At 72.8% G+C, this 14,685-nt stretch carries 12 protein-coding genes; 3 read left to right on the top strand and 9 right to left on the bottom strand.

Translation table 11 applies throughout. The features are described from left to right. Positions 1-9 precede the first annotated feature (9 nt). The gene (locus tag LH044_RS06050) at positions 10-2,622 is read right to left on the bottom strand and encodes an ABC transporter permease (RefSeq protein ID WP_227758901.1); all 2,613 of its coding nucleotides are present in this window, start codon (positions 2,620-2,622) and stop codon (positions 10-12) included. A 182-nt stretch (positions 2,623-2,804) separates the two neighbouring features. Here LH044_RS06050 and LH044_RS06055 point away from each other — a divergent pair, with 182 nt between their 5' ends. Further along, positions 2,805-3,587, top strand: a complete 783-nt coding sequence (locus tag LH044_RS06055; protein WP_227758902.1) for a hypothetical protein — start codon at positions 2,805-2,807, stop codon at positions 3,585-3,587. A gap of 90 nt (positions 3,588-3,677) precedes the next feature. On the opposite strand, the gene ilvN is transcribed toward LH044_RS06055, so the two are convergent. The 5 genes from ilvN to LH044_RS06080 form a co-directional block, all read right to left on the bottom strand. Continuing rightward, complete coding sequence (ilvN, locus tag LH044_RS06060; protein ID WP_227758903.1) at positions 3,678-4,217, bottom strand: acetolactate synthase small subunit; 540 nt, start codon at positions 4,215-4,217, stop codon at positions 3,678-3,680. Further along, the gene (locus tag LH044_RS06065; RefSeq protein ID WP_227758904.1) at positions 4,214-6,019 is read right to left on the bottom strand and encodes an acetolactate synthase large subunit; all 1,806 of its coding nucleotides are present in this window, start codon (positions 6,017-6,019) and stop codon (positions 4,214-4,216) included. The genes ilvN and LH044_RS06065 overlap by 4 nt, the downstream gene beginning before the upstream one ends. Positions 6,020-6,263: 244 nt before the next feature. Further along, positions 6,264-6,740, bottom strand: coding sequence for a hypothetical protein (locus LH044_RS06070; protein WP_227758905.1), 477 nt, complete (start codon positions 6,738-6,740; stop codon positions 6,264-6,266). Positions 6,741-6,782: 42 nt separating this feature from the next. Continuing rightward, positions 6,783-6,986 (bottom strand): hypothetical protein, encoded by a 204-nt coding sequence (locus LH044_RS06075; protein WP_227758906.1) that lies wholly within the window; start codon positions 6,984-6,986, stop codon positions 6,783-6,785. Between the two features lie 81 nt (positions 6,987-7,067). After that, entirely contained in the window at positions 7,068-7,652 is a 585-nt protein-coding gene (locus LH044_RS06080; RefSeq protein WP_227758907.1) for an NUDIX domain-containing protein, read from the bottom strand. Positions 7,653-7,676: 24 nt separating this feature from the next. Here LH044_RS06080 and LH044_RS06085 point away from each other — a divergent pair, with 24 nt between their 5' ends. Further along, positions 7,677-8,222, top strand: coding sequence for a nucleotidyl transferase family protein (locus tag LH044_RS06085; protein WP_227758908.1), 546 nt, complete (start codon positions 7,677-7,679; stop codon positions 8,220-8,222). Continuing rightward, on the top strand, positions 8,219-8,350 hold the full coding sequence (locus LH044_RS21825; protein WP_255626092.1) for a hypothetical protein: 132 nt from the start codon (positions 8,219-8,221) through the stop codon (positions 8,348-8,350). Before LH044_RS06085 ends, LH044_RS21825 begins: the two co-directional genes overlap by 4 nt. An 84-nt stretch (positions 8,351-8,434) precedes the next feature. On the opposite strand, the gene LH044_RS06090 is transcribed toward LH044_RS21825, so the two are convergent. The 3 genes from LH044_RS06090 to LH044_RS21885 all read right to left on the bottom strand — a co-directional run bounded on the left by LH044_RS06090 (position 8,435) and on the right by LH044_RS21885 (position 14,618). Further along, the gene (locus tag LH044_RS06090; protein ID WP_227758909.1) at positions 8,435-9,265 is read right to left on the bottom strand and encodes a TerC family protein; all 831 of its coding nucleotides are present in this window, start codon (positions 9,263-9,265) and stop codon (positions 8,435-8,437) included. A gap of 152 nt (positions 9,266-9,417) precedes the next feature. Continuing rightward, the gene (ilvD, locus tag LH044_RS06095) at positions 9,418-11,286 is read right to left on the bottom strand and encodes a dihydroxy-acid dehydratase (protein WP_227758910.1); all 1,869 of its coding nucleotides are present in this window, start codon (positions 11,284-11,286) and stop codon (positions 9,418-9,420) included. Between the two features lie 125 nt (positions 11,287-11,411). After that, positions 11,412-14,618, bottom strand: a complete 3,207-nt coding sequence (locus LH044_RS21885) for an ATP-binding protein (protein WP_304512044.1) — start codon at positions 14,616-14,618, stop codon at positions 11,412-11,414. Positions 14,619-14,685: the final 67 nt, after the last annotated feature.

Consider the following 14,685-nt stretch of genomic DNA (forward strand, 5'->3'; position numbering starts at 1 on the left):
AGAAGCCGCCTAGAGGCGGCCGGCCTCGCTGGGTGGGAGCCGGGAGGCCCGCCGGGCCACGCCGAGGCTCACCAGCCAGGCCACGCCCAGGCCGACGACGGCCACGAGGCCGAGCTGTCCCCAGGGCACGACCGGGTCCTCGATGATCGACTCGGGCGCGACCGAGCTGCCCACGCGGCCGATCACCAGGCCGGCGCCCATGCCGACGATGGTGGCGACGGCGCCGATGAACGTCGCCTCGATCCACACGAGGGCGCGGATCTGCCGGCGCTTGGCGCCGACGGCTCGCAGCATCACCAGCTCGCGTCGGCGCTCCGACGTCGACAGCGCCAACGTGCCGGCGAGGCCCATGAACCCCACGCCGAGGGCGCCCACGAGCATCACGCCGATCACGCGCAGGGCCACGTCGGCGACGGTCAACCGGAGGCGGGCGAAGCTCTCGGGGGTGTCGACGTAGACCTCGTTGAACGACCGGGCGACCGCCTGGAACCCGCCCACGGCCCACGCCCCCTCGATGCCGTCGCGCAGGTCGATCGCCGCCAGCTCGAACGTCCCGTCCGCGTCGATGAGCTGGGCCGAGTCCCGGTCGACGATGACCCCGCCGAACAGCGCGGTGTTCCGGTAGGTCGCCACGACCGGCAGCTCGAGCTGCTGGCCCGACGTCGAGCGGACCGTCACCGTGTCGCCGAGCCCCACGCCCAGCTCCTCGCCGGTCCGCTCCGAGACCATGACGCCGCTCACGGCACCGGTCCCCGAGCCGAGGTCGCCGGCCGTGATCCCGAGGTCGGCCACCCGTGCGGCCACGTCGAGGGTCGAGGCGACCGCGCTCGCCGACGCACCGCCCGGTCCCGACACGACGCCGTCGAAGGACTGCACCGCCGCGACCTCTTCGATGAACCCGGGATCGAGCCCGAGCACCTGCTCCAGGGCGCCCATGGACACCCGGACCAGTCCCCGCCGCTCGACGTAGAGGTCGGCGCGACCCGAGGCGCGGACCTGCTCGTCGATCGTCGTGCGGGCCGAGGCGCCGACCGTAGCCACGACGGCGACGAGGGCCAGGCCGACCATGAGCGTCGACGCGGCGCCCGCCGTGCGCGACGGCTGGCGCCGGGCGTTGCCCACGCCGAGCCGGCCGGGGACGCTGAGGCGCCCGAGCACGGCGCCGACCGTCGCGGCCAGCGGCACGACGATCCACCGCGACAGGAGGGCGAGGCCGACGAAGCCGACCACCAGGCACAGCCCGATCCCGGCGCCCGTCCAACCGCCGAGGCCGCCCTCGGCCTGCGACGCGATCCACGCCGCGCCGCCGAACCCCACCGCGAGGCAGGCGATCGGGACGGGCGCCCGTACCGGGCGGTCGGCGCCGGCACGGGTGTCGGAGAGGGCGTCGAGCGGCGTGACCCGCGACGCCCGCAGCGCCGGCCACAGCGACCCGATGACGGTCACGAGCAGGCCGACCGCCAGCGCCACCACGACCATCGCCCACGTGACGGCGAAGTCGACGTCGACGCCGGCGACGCGCACGACCCGGGCCCCGGCGTACGCGAGGACCACACCGAGCGCTCCGCCGACGAGCGACGCCGCCGTGCCGATGAGGACCGCCTCGACCACCACGATGCGGGCCACCGTGCGGCGACGCGCCCCGACGAGCCGGAGCAGGCCGAGCTCGCGGGTGCGCTGGGCCAGGATCACGCTGAGCACGTTGACCACGACGAGGATCGCGACGAGCACGGTCACCCCGGCGTACACGATCGTCGCGGTGCGCACGCCGTCCTCGATCGTGCCCACCGTCTGCTGGGTTGCAGCCGCCGCCGACGTGATCGCATCGACCCGCACGGACTCGGGCAGCGCTTCGGTCAGGCGCTGGCGGAGGGCGTCGGGGCCGGTGCCCGACGTCGGGATCACCGTCACGCGGTCGACCCGGCCGACCGCGTCGAGCAGCTCGGGCGCCACCGCCGGGTCGAGGATGACGTGGCCGTCGGTCAGCGCCACGTTGACGCTGCCGCCGTCGACCGGCGCCGACGGGGTGGTGGCGGCGGCCGGCGTGCCGCCGTCCGCCGGGGCGCCAGCGGCCGGCGCGACGAGGCCGGTCACCGTGACGTCGCGCGTGCCGGTCGGCAGCTGGAGCCGGCCGCTCCCTCCGACGTACTGGTCCGCCACCAGTAGCCCGCCGGCGTCGAGGGCCACCTCGTCGGGTCCGGCCGGCGGGCGACCCTCGACGATCGACCACCGCTGCGGCTGGTACGTCGACGACAGCACGACGCCCCGCAGGGTCTGCGGGCGGTCCACCGGCCCGCGCCAGCCCACCTCGAACGCCACCGGCTGGTCGTAGCTGCCCTCCGCCGACGCCACGCCGTCGACGGCGCGGATGCGGTCGAGGAGCTGGTCGTCGAGGGCGGTCGCGGTCGCGAGCCCCGCGGTCTCGGCCGTCACCACGACGGTGCCCTCGGGCAGGGTGTTCGCCGCCTGCACGGAGTCGCTCGGGGCGAGCAGGCGCGACAGCTGCTCGGAGAAGCCGAACGCGCCGGTCGTGAAGGCCACGGCCACGACGACGGTGGCGAACACCATCAGCACCCGACCGGGCCTGGCCCTCAGCTCTCGGCGCACGAGGGGGGCGGGCATCGGCGAAGGCTAACGACGGCACCGCGGCACGGGGCATCGCGCCGCAGCGCCCGCGGCACGCTCTCAGTGGCCGCCCGCCGACGTCCGGAGCCCGCCAGGGCAGCTGACGTTCCCCCCTTCGGGGGACCGTCTGGGCGTCGAGGACGCGAGGAGTTGGGTCGATCTCCACATAGCGTGTGCGCATGCACAACCCGCAGTCCCCCACCCCCGGCCTCGGCCGCCGCACGAGCGCGCTGCTGCTCGCCGTCCTGGCCACCTTCGCCTTCGTCGCCGCCGCGTGCGGCGGTGACGACGACGAGGCGTCGCCGTCGAAGAGCTCGGACGAGCGCGAGACGACCACGACCGAGAAGGACGACGGCGGCGACAGCGGCATCGCCTCCGGCATCCTCGACAGCGCGGCCAAGAGCGGCCAGTTCGACGACAGCGGCCTCGGCGAGGACGTCGAGCTCTGCCTCGGCCAGTCGATCATCGACGCCGTCGGCGAGGACCAGGCCCAGCAGATGGCCGAGGGCGACATCAGCACCTACACGGCCGAAGAGGTCGACGCGCTGGCCACGGCGTTCGACGACTGCGTGCCCGGCTCGGCGCTGGCCGAGTCGATGACGACCTCGTTCTACGAGAGCGCCGGCGCCACGACCGCCCCCTCGTCGACGGTGGTCGACTGCGTCGCCGGCGAGCTCGACGGCCGGACCGGCCAGGTGGTGAAGGAGGGCGTCGCGGTCGACAGCGGCCAGGTGCCCGAGCTCACGCTGCAGATCATGGACACGTGCGTGCCGCCCGAGGACGTGACCGCCCTCCTCCAGTCCGCCTTCGTGGACGCCGGTCTCACCGAGGCGCAGGCGACCTGCACCGCCAACGCCCTCAGCGGCCAGATCACCGTGTCGGAGCTGGCGCAGGCCGGCCTCGACGACGGTTCGTCGGAGATCACGGCCAAGGTCGAGGCGGCCGCCCAGAGCTGTCGCTGATCACCAGCGCCCACGCCCTCGTCCTGGCGTGCGGGGCGGTCGGATCCCGACCGTTCCGTACGCCAGGACCGCGTCCGGGGCCGGACGCGGCTACTGGGAGTGCTCGAGGCGGGCCAGCGCGACCCGGCCGGTGCGCTGCAGGTCGATGATCCCGTAGGGGCGCAGCAGCTCCTCGAGGTCGTCCAGACGACCCGGGTGGGCGTCGAGGCTGAGCGTCAGCTCGTCGTGGCCGACGTCGAGCACGCGGCCCTCGAACAGCTCGACGAGCTCGATCACCTGGCTGCGGACGTCCGCCGTCGCCTTGACCGTGCAGAGCAGGAGCTCGCGCTCGACCGAGTCCTGCGGGCTCAGCTCGCTGATCTTGATCACGTTGATCAGCTTGTTGAGCTGCTTCACGATCTGCTCGAGCGGGGCCTTGTCCACGTCGACCACGATCGTGATGCGGCTGAAGCGCTCGTCGTCGGTCGGCGCGACCGCCAGCGAGTAGATGTTGTAGCCACGGCGGGCGAAGAGGTTCGACACCCGGGCGAGCACGCCGGCGCGGTTCTCGACCAGCACCGACAGCACGTGGTGGCGGGCCGGCTGCGTGGAGCCGGTGGACCCGCCGGAGGTCGAGGTCGTGGCGCTCATCGGCCGCCCTCCCCCAGCGACGGGTCGACGACGATGTCGTCGTTGCTCAGGCCGGACGGGACCATGGGGAACACCTTCTCCGCGCTGTCGGTGCGGAACTCGAGCACGACCGGCCGGTCGTCGATCTCGTTCGCCTTGTCGATGGCCGGACCGACCTCTTCGGGCGACTCGACCCGCATGGCGACACAGCCCATGGCCTCGGACCACTTGACGTAGTCGGGCAGGTCGGGCGACAGGTACACCTCGGAGTAGCGCTCCTCGTAGAACATCTCCTGCCACTGGCGGACCATGCCCAGGTACGCGTTGTTGAGGATCGCGACCTTGACCGGGATGCGCTCGGTCGCCGCGGTGACGAGCTCCTGCGCCGTCATCTGGAAGCAGCCGTCGCCGTCCACGGCCCACACCATGCGGTCGGGCCGACCGACCTTGGCCCCGATGGCCGCGGGGACCGAGAAGCCCATGGTCCCGGCGCCGCCGGAGTTGATCCAGGTGTAGGGGTGGTTGAACTGCCAGTACTGGCTGGTCCACATCTGGTGCTGGCCGACGCCGCTCGCCACGATGCAGTCCTCGGGCGCCCGGTCCCGCAGCTCCTCGAGCACGTACTGCGGCTTAAGCAGACCGCCGCCCTCGGAGCGCTCGTAGACCAGCGGGTACTTCTCCTGCCAGCCCGAGATGGTCTGCTTCCACGGCAGGCGGTCGTCGCGCTCGGACTGCGGGGCGTCGCCCTCGGTGCGCTGGCGCAACACCCGGACGAGCTCCTCGATCACGAGCCGGCAGTCGCCGACGATCGGCACGTCGGGCCGTCGGACCTTGCCGAGCTCGGCCGGGTCGATGTCGACGTGGATGATCTTGGCGTCGGGGGCGAAGGCGTCGACCTTGCCGGTCACCCGGTCGTCGAAGCGGCTGCCCAGCGCGATCAGCAGGTCGGCCCGCTGCATGGCGGTGACCGCCGTGTAGTTGCCGTGCATGCCCGGCATGCCGAGGCAGAGCGGGTGGTCGTCGGGGAACGCGCCCCGCGCCATCAGCGTGGTCACCACCGGGATGTCGGTCAGCTCGGCCAGCGCTCGGAGCGCCTCGGCGGCGCGGGCCTTGAGGATGCCACCGCCTGCGTAGATGACCGGGCGCTCGGCCGCCAGGATGAGTTCGACCGCCTCCTTGACCTTCTTCGGGTGGCCCTTGGTGGTCGGCTTGTAGCCCGGCAGCGACGCCGCGACGTCGGCGTCCGACGGCCAGTACCAGTCCATCGCCGACGCCGGGTTCTTGGGGTCGACGATGTCCTTGGGGATGTCGACGAGCACCGGGCCGGGGCGACCGGTCGTGGCGATGTGGAACGCCTGGCGGATCGCGAGCGGGATGTCCTCGGGCCGCGTCACCAGCTCGTTGTGCTTGGTGATCGACCGGGTGATCCCGACGATGTCGCACTCCTGGAAGGCGTCGGTCCCGATCGCCGGCCGGGGCACCTGGCCGGTGATGACGACCATCGGCACCGAGTCCATGAAGGCGTCGCAGATCGGGGTGACGATGTTGGTCGCCCCCGGACCCGACGTCACCATGGCCACGCCGGGGCGCCCGGTGGCATGCGCGTAGCCCTCGGCCATGTGGCCGGCACCCTGCTCGTGGCGCACGAGCACGTGGCGGATCGGGCTGTCCAGGATCGGGTCGTACACCGGCAGGATCGCCCCGCCGGGCAGGCCGAAGATGACCTCGACGCCCTCGAGCTCGAGGGATCGGATCAGTGCTTCACCACCGTTGGCGTTCATCGTGCTGCGTCCATCTGTCAGGGTCCGTCGGGCGTCGGTCATCCGGGCCCCGGAGCGTGCGCCTCGGCCGGAAAACCGGAACGACCTCCCGAGAGGGAGGTCGTGTGGCGCACGCGCGGCTGAGGTCCCGGTCGTGCGCCTAGGCGACTACGAGGAGGGTGCTCAGCTGGTGCATCGGGGACAGTCTGCCCCCGGCCGACCCGATTCGCCAACCACTAGGACGGCGCCGGGATTTCTCCGGTCCAGATCCCGACAAGGGTTGTCGCTGTGCACCCCTATATCTCGGTCAGGGGGAGCAGAGGCCGGTCACCGACAGGTCGTCGGGACCGGGGGCGCTGTCGTCGGCCACCGACAGGATCCCGCTGAGGTCGAAGGTGCCGTCGGCCTGCACGGTGACCGACCGGACGGCGCCCTCGCGGTCCTCGGACGAGCCCCGGTAGGTGACGCTCCCGGTGCCGTCCGGGGCCTTGATCGTGAGCGTGTTGCCCGACTCGTCCTGCGCCGTGAGGTCGAGGGCCGTCTCGGACCCGCTCGTGCACGTCTGCAGCGTGAGCGTCACCTTCTCGGTCCCGATCATCACCTCGACGGAACCGTCGCCCGGCGTCGACTCCCCGGCGGTCGTGGTCGTCGCCTTCTCCGTGGTCGAGCTCGCGGTGGTGGAGCTCGCCGGATCGTCGCTGTCGTCGCCGCAGCCGGCGAGGACGACGGTGGCGGCGAGCGCCACCAGCACGGCGAGCGGACGGAGGAGTCGGACCCGGGTCATGGGCTCCGACGCTAGTTCGCGGTCAGTCGACCGCGACCGCCATCACCCGCCCGGCGCCGGGTCCGACGGGCCGAGCGGGAACGGGCACACGCCGAAGTTCGCGTCGCACATCGCCTTGTAGATGATGAAGAAGATCCCGTTGCCGAGCCACTGCGCCTCGGACTCGGTCGGGTTGGCGGTGCAGCCGACCCCGAGCCCCGCCATCGCCGCCGTGAGCACCACGACGATCGCCATCTTGAGCTTCATGCCCCACACTCCCTGGTCGCCCCACGACCGCCCATCGGCGACCGTGCTGGTGCCGTTGTACCAGCGGGCGATCCGGCGCGGTCAGGGCGAAATCTCACCGCCGGTCCCGTCGCCCTCGCCGAGGACGAGCGGCAGGACGAGGGCCAGCGAGTCCGCCACGAACGACTCGGTCCGGACGAGGTCCCTGAGCTCCTCGACGGTGACCCAGCGCGCGTCGATCACCTCGCCGTCGGCGAAGGTGACCGGCCCGTCCCACGTGGCCGTCCAGATCCTGGCGAGCTCGGCCACGTCCCGGTCGGCGTACGACACCGTCGTGCCCCCGGCGAGCGGCACGAGCGGGACCCCGACCACGCCGACCTCCTCCCCCAGCTCGCGCGCCGCGGCGTCGTCCCAGTCCTCGCCCGCCCGGACCACTCCCCCGGCGGCGAGGTCCCACCGGCTCGGCCACATGTCCTTGTGCGGGCTGCGCTGGTGGACGAGCACCCGGCCGGACGGGTCGCGCACGACCACGAACGTGCAGCGGTGGCGGAGGCGCTCGGCCCGCATCCGGGACCGGGTCACGACCTCGAGGACGCGGCCGTCCTCGTCGACGACCTCGACCAGCTCCTCGCCGGCGCCCTCGGGCGGGCGCCCGCCGTGATCCGGTCCCTCGGTCCCCGTCGACATGTCGGCGAAGGTACCGTCCGGCACGTGGCCATCGGCGTGTACCCGGGCAGCTTCGACCCCCTCACGGTCGCCCACCTCGCCGTCGCGGACTCGGCCGTCCGCCACCTCGGCCTCGACCGGCTCGACCTGGCGATCTCCCGCGATGCGCTCGGCAAGGAGCACCTCGACGACGGCTCGGTCGATCGGCGGCGCGCCGCGATCCTCTCCGCGACCGCCGGCCGCCCATGGCTCGGCGTCGTGGTGGTCGACGCCCGCCTGATCGCCGAGGTGGCCGACGGCTACGACGCCGTCGTCATGGGCGCCGACAAGTGGGCGCAGGTCGTCGACCCCGCCTGGTACGGCGGCGACGAGACGGCTCGGGACGCGGCGGTGGCCCGGCTCCCCAGGATCGCGGTGGCGCCACGCCACGGGCACCCGATCGTCGACCACCCCCTGCCGGGCGGACCGCCCGCGGCGACGCTGCTGCTGCCCGTGCCCGAGGAGTACGGGCACGTGTCGGCGACCGACGTGCGGGCGGGCCGGACCGAGTGGGCGGCGCAGCCCGACCAGGCCGGAGGGACGACGGAGTGAACGGGTGGTGGGCGGCGGCGGCCGCCGGCGTGCTGGCCGCCGTCGTCGGCGTGCGCGAGTACCTGCGGTGGAGGGGCGGCCGCTGGCACGGCGGCATGCGCTCCGGCAGCCGGCCCGACGAGGACTGAGCGGATCCCGCTCCGGCCCCGACCGGTCCCGACCACCGGCGACGCCGCCGGCGCGTGCTCCCGGCGATCGCGATCGCCGTCGGGCTACATCCGCCGGCCGGAACCGACCAGGCCGTCGTCGTCGGGGATGATCGCCTGGTGCAGGTGCACCGGCTCGGTCGGCGCCGGGGCGGCCACGCCCTCGGCCTCGGCCGTGCGCTCCAACCGCTTGCGGCGGTTGGTCGTCACCCGGATGTTCAGCATCTCGACCAGGACCGCGAAGGCGATCGCTGCGTAGATGTAGCCCTTCGGGATCTTGTTGCCGATGCCCTCGGCCACCAGGGTCACGCCGATCAGCAGCAGGAACGACAGGGCCAGCATCTTCACCGTGGGGTGCTGGTTCACGAACGTGTAGATCGCCTTGGAGGCGAACAGCATGATCCCCACGGCCGCCATGACGGCGACGACCATCACCGCCACGTAGTCGGTCATGCCGACGGCGGTGATCACCGAGTCGATCGAGAACACGGCGTCGAGCAGCAGCACCTGCCCGATGACCGACGCGAACGTGGGCGCCGCCTTCTCGCTGGCGTGGTGCTCCTCGCCCTCGAGCTTGTGGTGGATCTCCATCGTCGCCTTGTAGATCAGGAAGACCCCGCCGCCGATGAGGATGAGGTCCTTGCCGGAGAACGAGCGCCCGGCCACCTCGAACAGCTCGGCCTTCAGGCTGATCACCCAACCGACGCCCAGCAGCAGCACCACCCGCATGGCCCCGGCCGCGAGCAGACCCGTCCGGCGGGCGCGGTCCTGCTGGTCCTCGGGCAGGCGCGACGCCAGGATCGAGATGAAGATCACGTTGTCGACCCCGAGGACGACCTCGAGGAAGAGCAGGGTGACGAGCGCCGACCAGATCTCGGGGTTGGTGATCCACTCCATGGCGGCGCAGCGTAGGGGCGGCGCCGTTCGACGTGCGGTCGGCCGGTCGGGGCGGTGATGGGCGCGCCCGACGGCTGGAACCCGGCGTTCTGGCGACGGTTCCCGTCGTCAGGCGACGGAAACCGGCGCCAGAACGGGAGGGAGGGCGCCCGTCAGTCGGGGCGGTGCGTGGAGACGATCTGGGAGATGTCCCGCACGGCGCCGCGCGACGCCGAGGTGGTCAGCGCGGCGTAGGCCTGCAGCGCGACCGACACCTGCCGGTCGCGGTCGTGGGGCGTCCACGCCGCGGCGCCCCGCTCCAGCTCGGCGGCGTGGCGACGGGCGAGCTCGGCGTCGTCGACCGCCAGGTTGATGGTGCGGTTCGGGATGTCGATCTCGATCGTGTCGCCGGTGCGGACGAGGCCGATGAGCCCGCCCTCGGCCGCCTCGGGCGAGGCATGGCCGATGCACAGGCCCGAGGTGCCGCCGGAGAAGCGCCCGTCGGTGAGCAGCGCGCACTCCTTCCCGAGGCCGCGGCTCTTGAGGTAGGTCGTCGGGTACAGCATCTCCTGCATGCCCGGACCGCCCTTGGGGCCCTCGTAGCGGATGACGACGACGTCGCCGGCGACGACCTCCTCGCCCAGGATCCCCTCGACGGCGTCGTCCTGGCTCTCGTAGACGCGGGCGGGGCCGGAGAACGTCCAGATCTCCTCGTCCACGCCCGCGGTCTTCACGATGCAGCCGTCGGGGGCGAGGTTGCCGAACAGCACGGCCAGCCCGCCCTCCGCGGAGTAGGCGTGCTCGACGTCGCGGATGCAGCCGTGGGCACGGTCGGTGTCGAGCGAGTCCCAGCGCGTGGACTGGCTGAAGGCGACCTGCGTGGGGATGCCGGCGGGACCGGCCCGCCAGAACTCCTTGGCCTCGGCGGTGCAGGTGGGCCGGGCGATGTCCCACTGGTCGAGGGCCGCCGACATGGTCTCGGAGTGGACCGTCGGCGCCGCGGTGTCGATCAGGCCGGCGCGGTCCAGCTCGCCGAGGATGGCGGGGATGCCGCCCGCCCGGTGGACGTCCTCGATGTGGTACTTCTCGGTCGCCGGCGCCACCTTGCAGATGTTGGGCAGCTCACGGCTCAGGGCGTCGATGTCGGCCATGGTGAACGGGATCTCGCCCTCGTGGGCGGCGGCGAGCAGATGCAGCACGGTGTTCGTGCTGCCGCCCATGGCGATGTCGAGCGAGATGGCGTTGGTGAACGCCCGACGATCGGCGATCGACCGGGGCAGGACCGAGTCGTCGTCCTTCTCGTAGTAGCGACGGGCGATGTCGACGACCACCCGGCCGGCGCGCAGGAAGAGCTGCTCGCGGTCGGCGTGCGTGGCCACGACCGTGCCGTTGCCGGGGAGGCTCAGCCCGAGCGCCTCGGTGAGGCAGTTCATGGAGTTGGCGGTGAACATGCCGGAGCACGACCCGCACGTGGGGCACGCCGAGCGCTCGACCTCGGCGACCTCCTCGTCGCTCACGTTCTTGTCGCCGGCCTTCTGCATGGCCGAGATCAGGTCGACCTTGACCTCGGCGCCGGCCAGCCGGGTCTTGCCGGCCTCCATGGGACCGCCCGACACGAACACCGTCGGGATGTTCAGGCGCATGGCGGCCATGAGCATGCCCGGGGTGATCTTGTCGCAGTTCGAGATGCACACCAGGGCGTCCGCGCAGTGAGCGTTGACCATGTACTCGACGGAGTCGGCGATCAGGTCCCGGCTGGGGAGGCTGTAGAGCATCCCGCCGTGGCCCATGGCGATGCCGTCGTCGACGGCGATCGAGTTGAACTCCTTGGCGACGCCGCCGGCGGCCGCGATCTCGCCCGCGACGAGCTGACCGAGGTCCTTGAGGTGCACGTGACCCGGCACGAACTGGGTGAACGAGTTGGCGACGGCGATGATCGGCTTGTCGAAGTCGTCGTCGGTCATGCCCGTCGCCCGCCACAGGGCACGGGCACCGGCCATGTTGCGGCCGTGCGTGGTGGTGTGGGATCGGTACTCGGGCACGTCGCGAGGCTATCCCCGCCCCGGTGCGCCGCCGCAGCCGGGTTTCCCTGCCCTCGCCCGACCCGTCGGGCGGCGCGGTCCTGCGCTGCTGCGCCACCCCGTCCGAGACGGAGTGCGCGACGCCGTCACGTCGCCCCGCCTGTCGACGCCGCGAGGTAGTGCCGCATCCCGGCGCCGGCGCCCCGCTCGTCCGCCAGGGCCAGGGCCGATTCCACGAGACCTGACGGGACCGGTCGGCCCATGCGCTCGTGGAGCACCGCCCGGTCGATCCTCGTGCGCGCCAGGAACAGCACCGCGCCCATGTCCCGGTAGACGCGCTCGGCGTCCGCGAGGTGCCGCACCGCAGCGTCCGTACGGCCGATCGACGTCGCCAACCGGCCGAGGTACTGGGCGGTGCAGCCGATCGTGATGCCGCCCGAGTTGGCGACCTGGCACGGATAGGGCGACAGGTGCTCGTAGATGCGTCGACACGCGTCGACCTCGCTGGACCACACGGCCACGTCGGTGAGGTTCGCGAGGTAGGTGAGCGACAGGTTCGTGTGCATCGGGAAGTCCAGGTCGCGCGACACCTCGGCCGCCAGGAGCTCGACGGCACGCGGCCCCTGTCGGGCGTGGATGAGCTGGCGCGCGGCGAAGGTCGAGAAGAACGGCGCACCCGGTTGACCGTCCAGGCCCGCCAGAAGGTCGTCGACCAGGTCCAGGGTCTCCCCTGCGGTGTCGAACTCGTAGCCGAGCCAGCTCGTCAGCCCGACGTGCGCCATCAACGCCTCGGGCTGACCCGTGTCCAGCCCGAGCTCGAGCGCCCGCTCCGACGCCGTTCGAGCGGCGGCGAGCTCGCCCCGGACCAGCAGGTGGACCGCGTCGAACATCCGCGTGTACCACTGCGCGAAGGCGAACGGCACAGCGTCGAGCTCCGCCCGCATCGCTGCGAGACGGCGGTCCGCCTCCTTCATGTCGCCCGACATGAAGGCCAGCGCGCGGCCTCTCGACTCCACGAACCAACGGCGCACGGGATCCACGAACGGTGCCGCCGCATCCAGCTCGGCCTGGATGCGACCGCGTGTCGACAGGTCGTCGTACACGGCGTCGGCCAGTTCCGGTCCGCAGTCGACCCACGCATCGACCGACGCCAGGTCGTCGAGGATGCCGATCGCCTCGTCGCGCAACGGGTACCGCCGATCCGGCGACGCGTACATCAGCTCCTGACCGAGGCACGCCAGCAAGCGGGCGCGGGTCGCAGTGGGTCCCGGACCGACGACGTCCAGGGTCGTCTGCAGCACCTGGACCCGGTCGCGGTCGATCACCCCGACCTGCGCCAGCGTCCCCCGGCTGAGCCCGATGGCCGCCTCGACCAGCAGATCGGTCCGGTCCTCGGTCATCGCTCGGCGCGCGGCATCGAGCATCGTGGCCGCGAACGACGCGTCGCCGGTCAGGCGCAGCGCGTGGCCGCGCACGATCCGCAGCTCCGTCTCCCCCTCCGTCTGACCGCCGCCGCCCAGGAGGGCGATCGCACCCTCGCACCACGCCAGCGCGTCGTCGAACGCGCCACGCTCCAACGCCTGTCGTGCCGCCACGGTGCTCCATCGCACGGCTCGCCCGACGTCGGCCAGCACGCCGGCGCCGCACCAGAGACGGGCCAGCTCTGCGGCGTCGCCGGAACCCGCGGCCTCGGCGGCCCTGGCCAGGCGCTCGGACGCCGCTGCCCGTCGCCCGGGGCCCAGGTCGTCGAGCAGGACCGACCGGACCAGTGCGTGTCCGAAGCGGTACCGGCCGCCGCCCAGATGGCGGACCACGCGGCTCGCCGCCGCGACGTCGACCAGCTCGACGACCTGACCCGGTGCCAGTTCGTCGTCGGCGCGCACGAGCGAGGCCACCTGGAACTCCGCGCCGAGCACCGCCCCGAGCTCGAGGATGCGGCGGGTGGACGTACCGAGCGGGGCGAGTCGGTCGCGGATCGCGTCACGCACCGACGGCGGCATCCGGTCGATGTCGACCCGGAGGTCCAGGGACCCGTCGACCGCGAGACGGGCGAGCTCGCCGGCGTAGAACGGGTTGCCGCCGCACTCCGACGCGATCCGCGCACCGGCCCGCCCGGCGGGGTCGGCGTCGACGAGCACGCTCGCGACCATCCGCTCCACCTGCGGTTCGTCGAGGCCCCCCAGGTCGAGCCGGGTGCAGCCCGGGAGCCGCTGGAGGTCCGCAAGCGTCGCGACGAGGTCGGGAGCGTCCGGCAGCGCGGTGTCGCGGAAGGTCGCCGCCACGACGACACGGGACGACGCGATCGAGCGGCAGAGGTGCCGGAGCGCCGCCATCGTGGACCGGGCTGCCCAGTGGACGTCGTCGACGACCACCACGACCGGCTGCACGACCGCGAGCTCGGTGACCCACGCCGCGATGGCGGCGAACGTCCTCTGCTGCTCGTCGGCCGGCGCCGCGGGGTCGGCCGTCGAGCCCAGCCGGTCGCTCGACACCAATCGCACCAGCCCCTCGGCGAACCGGCCGAGGACGGGTGACGCGACGGCGTCCAGGTACGTCTCCAGCGCGCCGGTGAACGGTTCGAAGGGCACCCTTGCGTCGTGGTCGCACGTGCCGTGCAGCACCAAGCACCCTCGGGAGGCCGCGACATCGGCCGCCTCGGCCACGAGCCGGGTCTTGCCGATCCCCGCCTCACCGCCGACGAGCACGACGCGACCGGCGCCCTCGGACGCGTCGTCGAGCGCCTCGACCAGGCGATCGAGCTCGACCTGGCGGCCGGTGAACTCCAGGTCGCGTCGGGTCGCCAGCGAGACCGGCACCTCGAACGACGGCTGGGCCGCACGGACGGGGGTGACCTCGACGACGTCGGGCCGGCCGGGGATCCCCTTCAGCTCGAGCGACCCGACGGCTCGGACGGTGACCTCCGGGACCGCGCCCGCGAGGGTTGCCACCGCCGCCGTCGCCAGCATCTGCTGCGGCCCGGCGGCCGCGCACACCCGTGCCGCCTCGTTCGCCGCCATCCCGTGGAGGTCGGAACCCGAGGTGACCAACTCACCCACGCTCGCTCCCATCCGGAGGAGCAGCGGGGCGTCGGCCGAGGCGTTCCTCCGCTCGACGCCGGCCAGGACCGCCGCGCCCGCCCGCAGGGCGCCGGCGGCACTGCGGAAGGCGCACATCGCGCCGTCGCCGGTCCCCTTGACCAGCACGCCGTCGTTGGCGACCGTGGCCGATCGGACGATGCCATCGTGCTCGGTCAGGAGCCGGTTGGCGGCGGCGTCGCCGATCGCGGCGCGCTGGCGTGTCGAGTCGACCATGTCGGTGAACACCACGACCCACAGACCATCGGTCAGCGACATCGGGGAACAATATGTCACCCGGTGCGCCGGAGGCCCGGCTCGCCGGCTCCCACCGCAGGACGGCTGC

It is taken from the genome of Dermatobacter hominis, from assembly GCF_020715685.1.
GTDB classification, from domain to species: Bacteria; Actinomycetota; Acidimicrobiia; order Acidimicrobiales; family Microtrichaceae; genus Dermatobacter; species Dermatobacter hominis.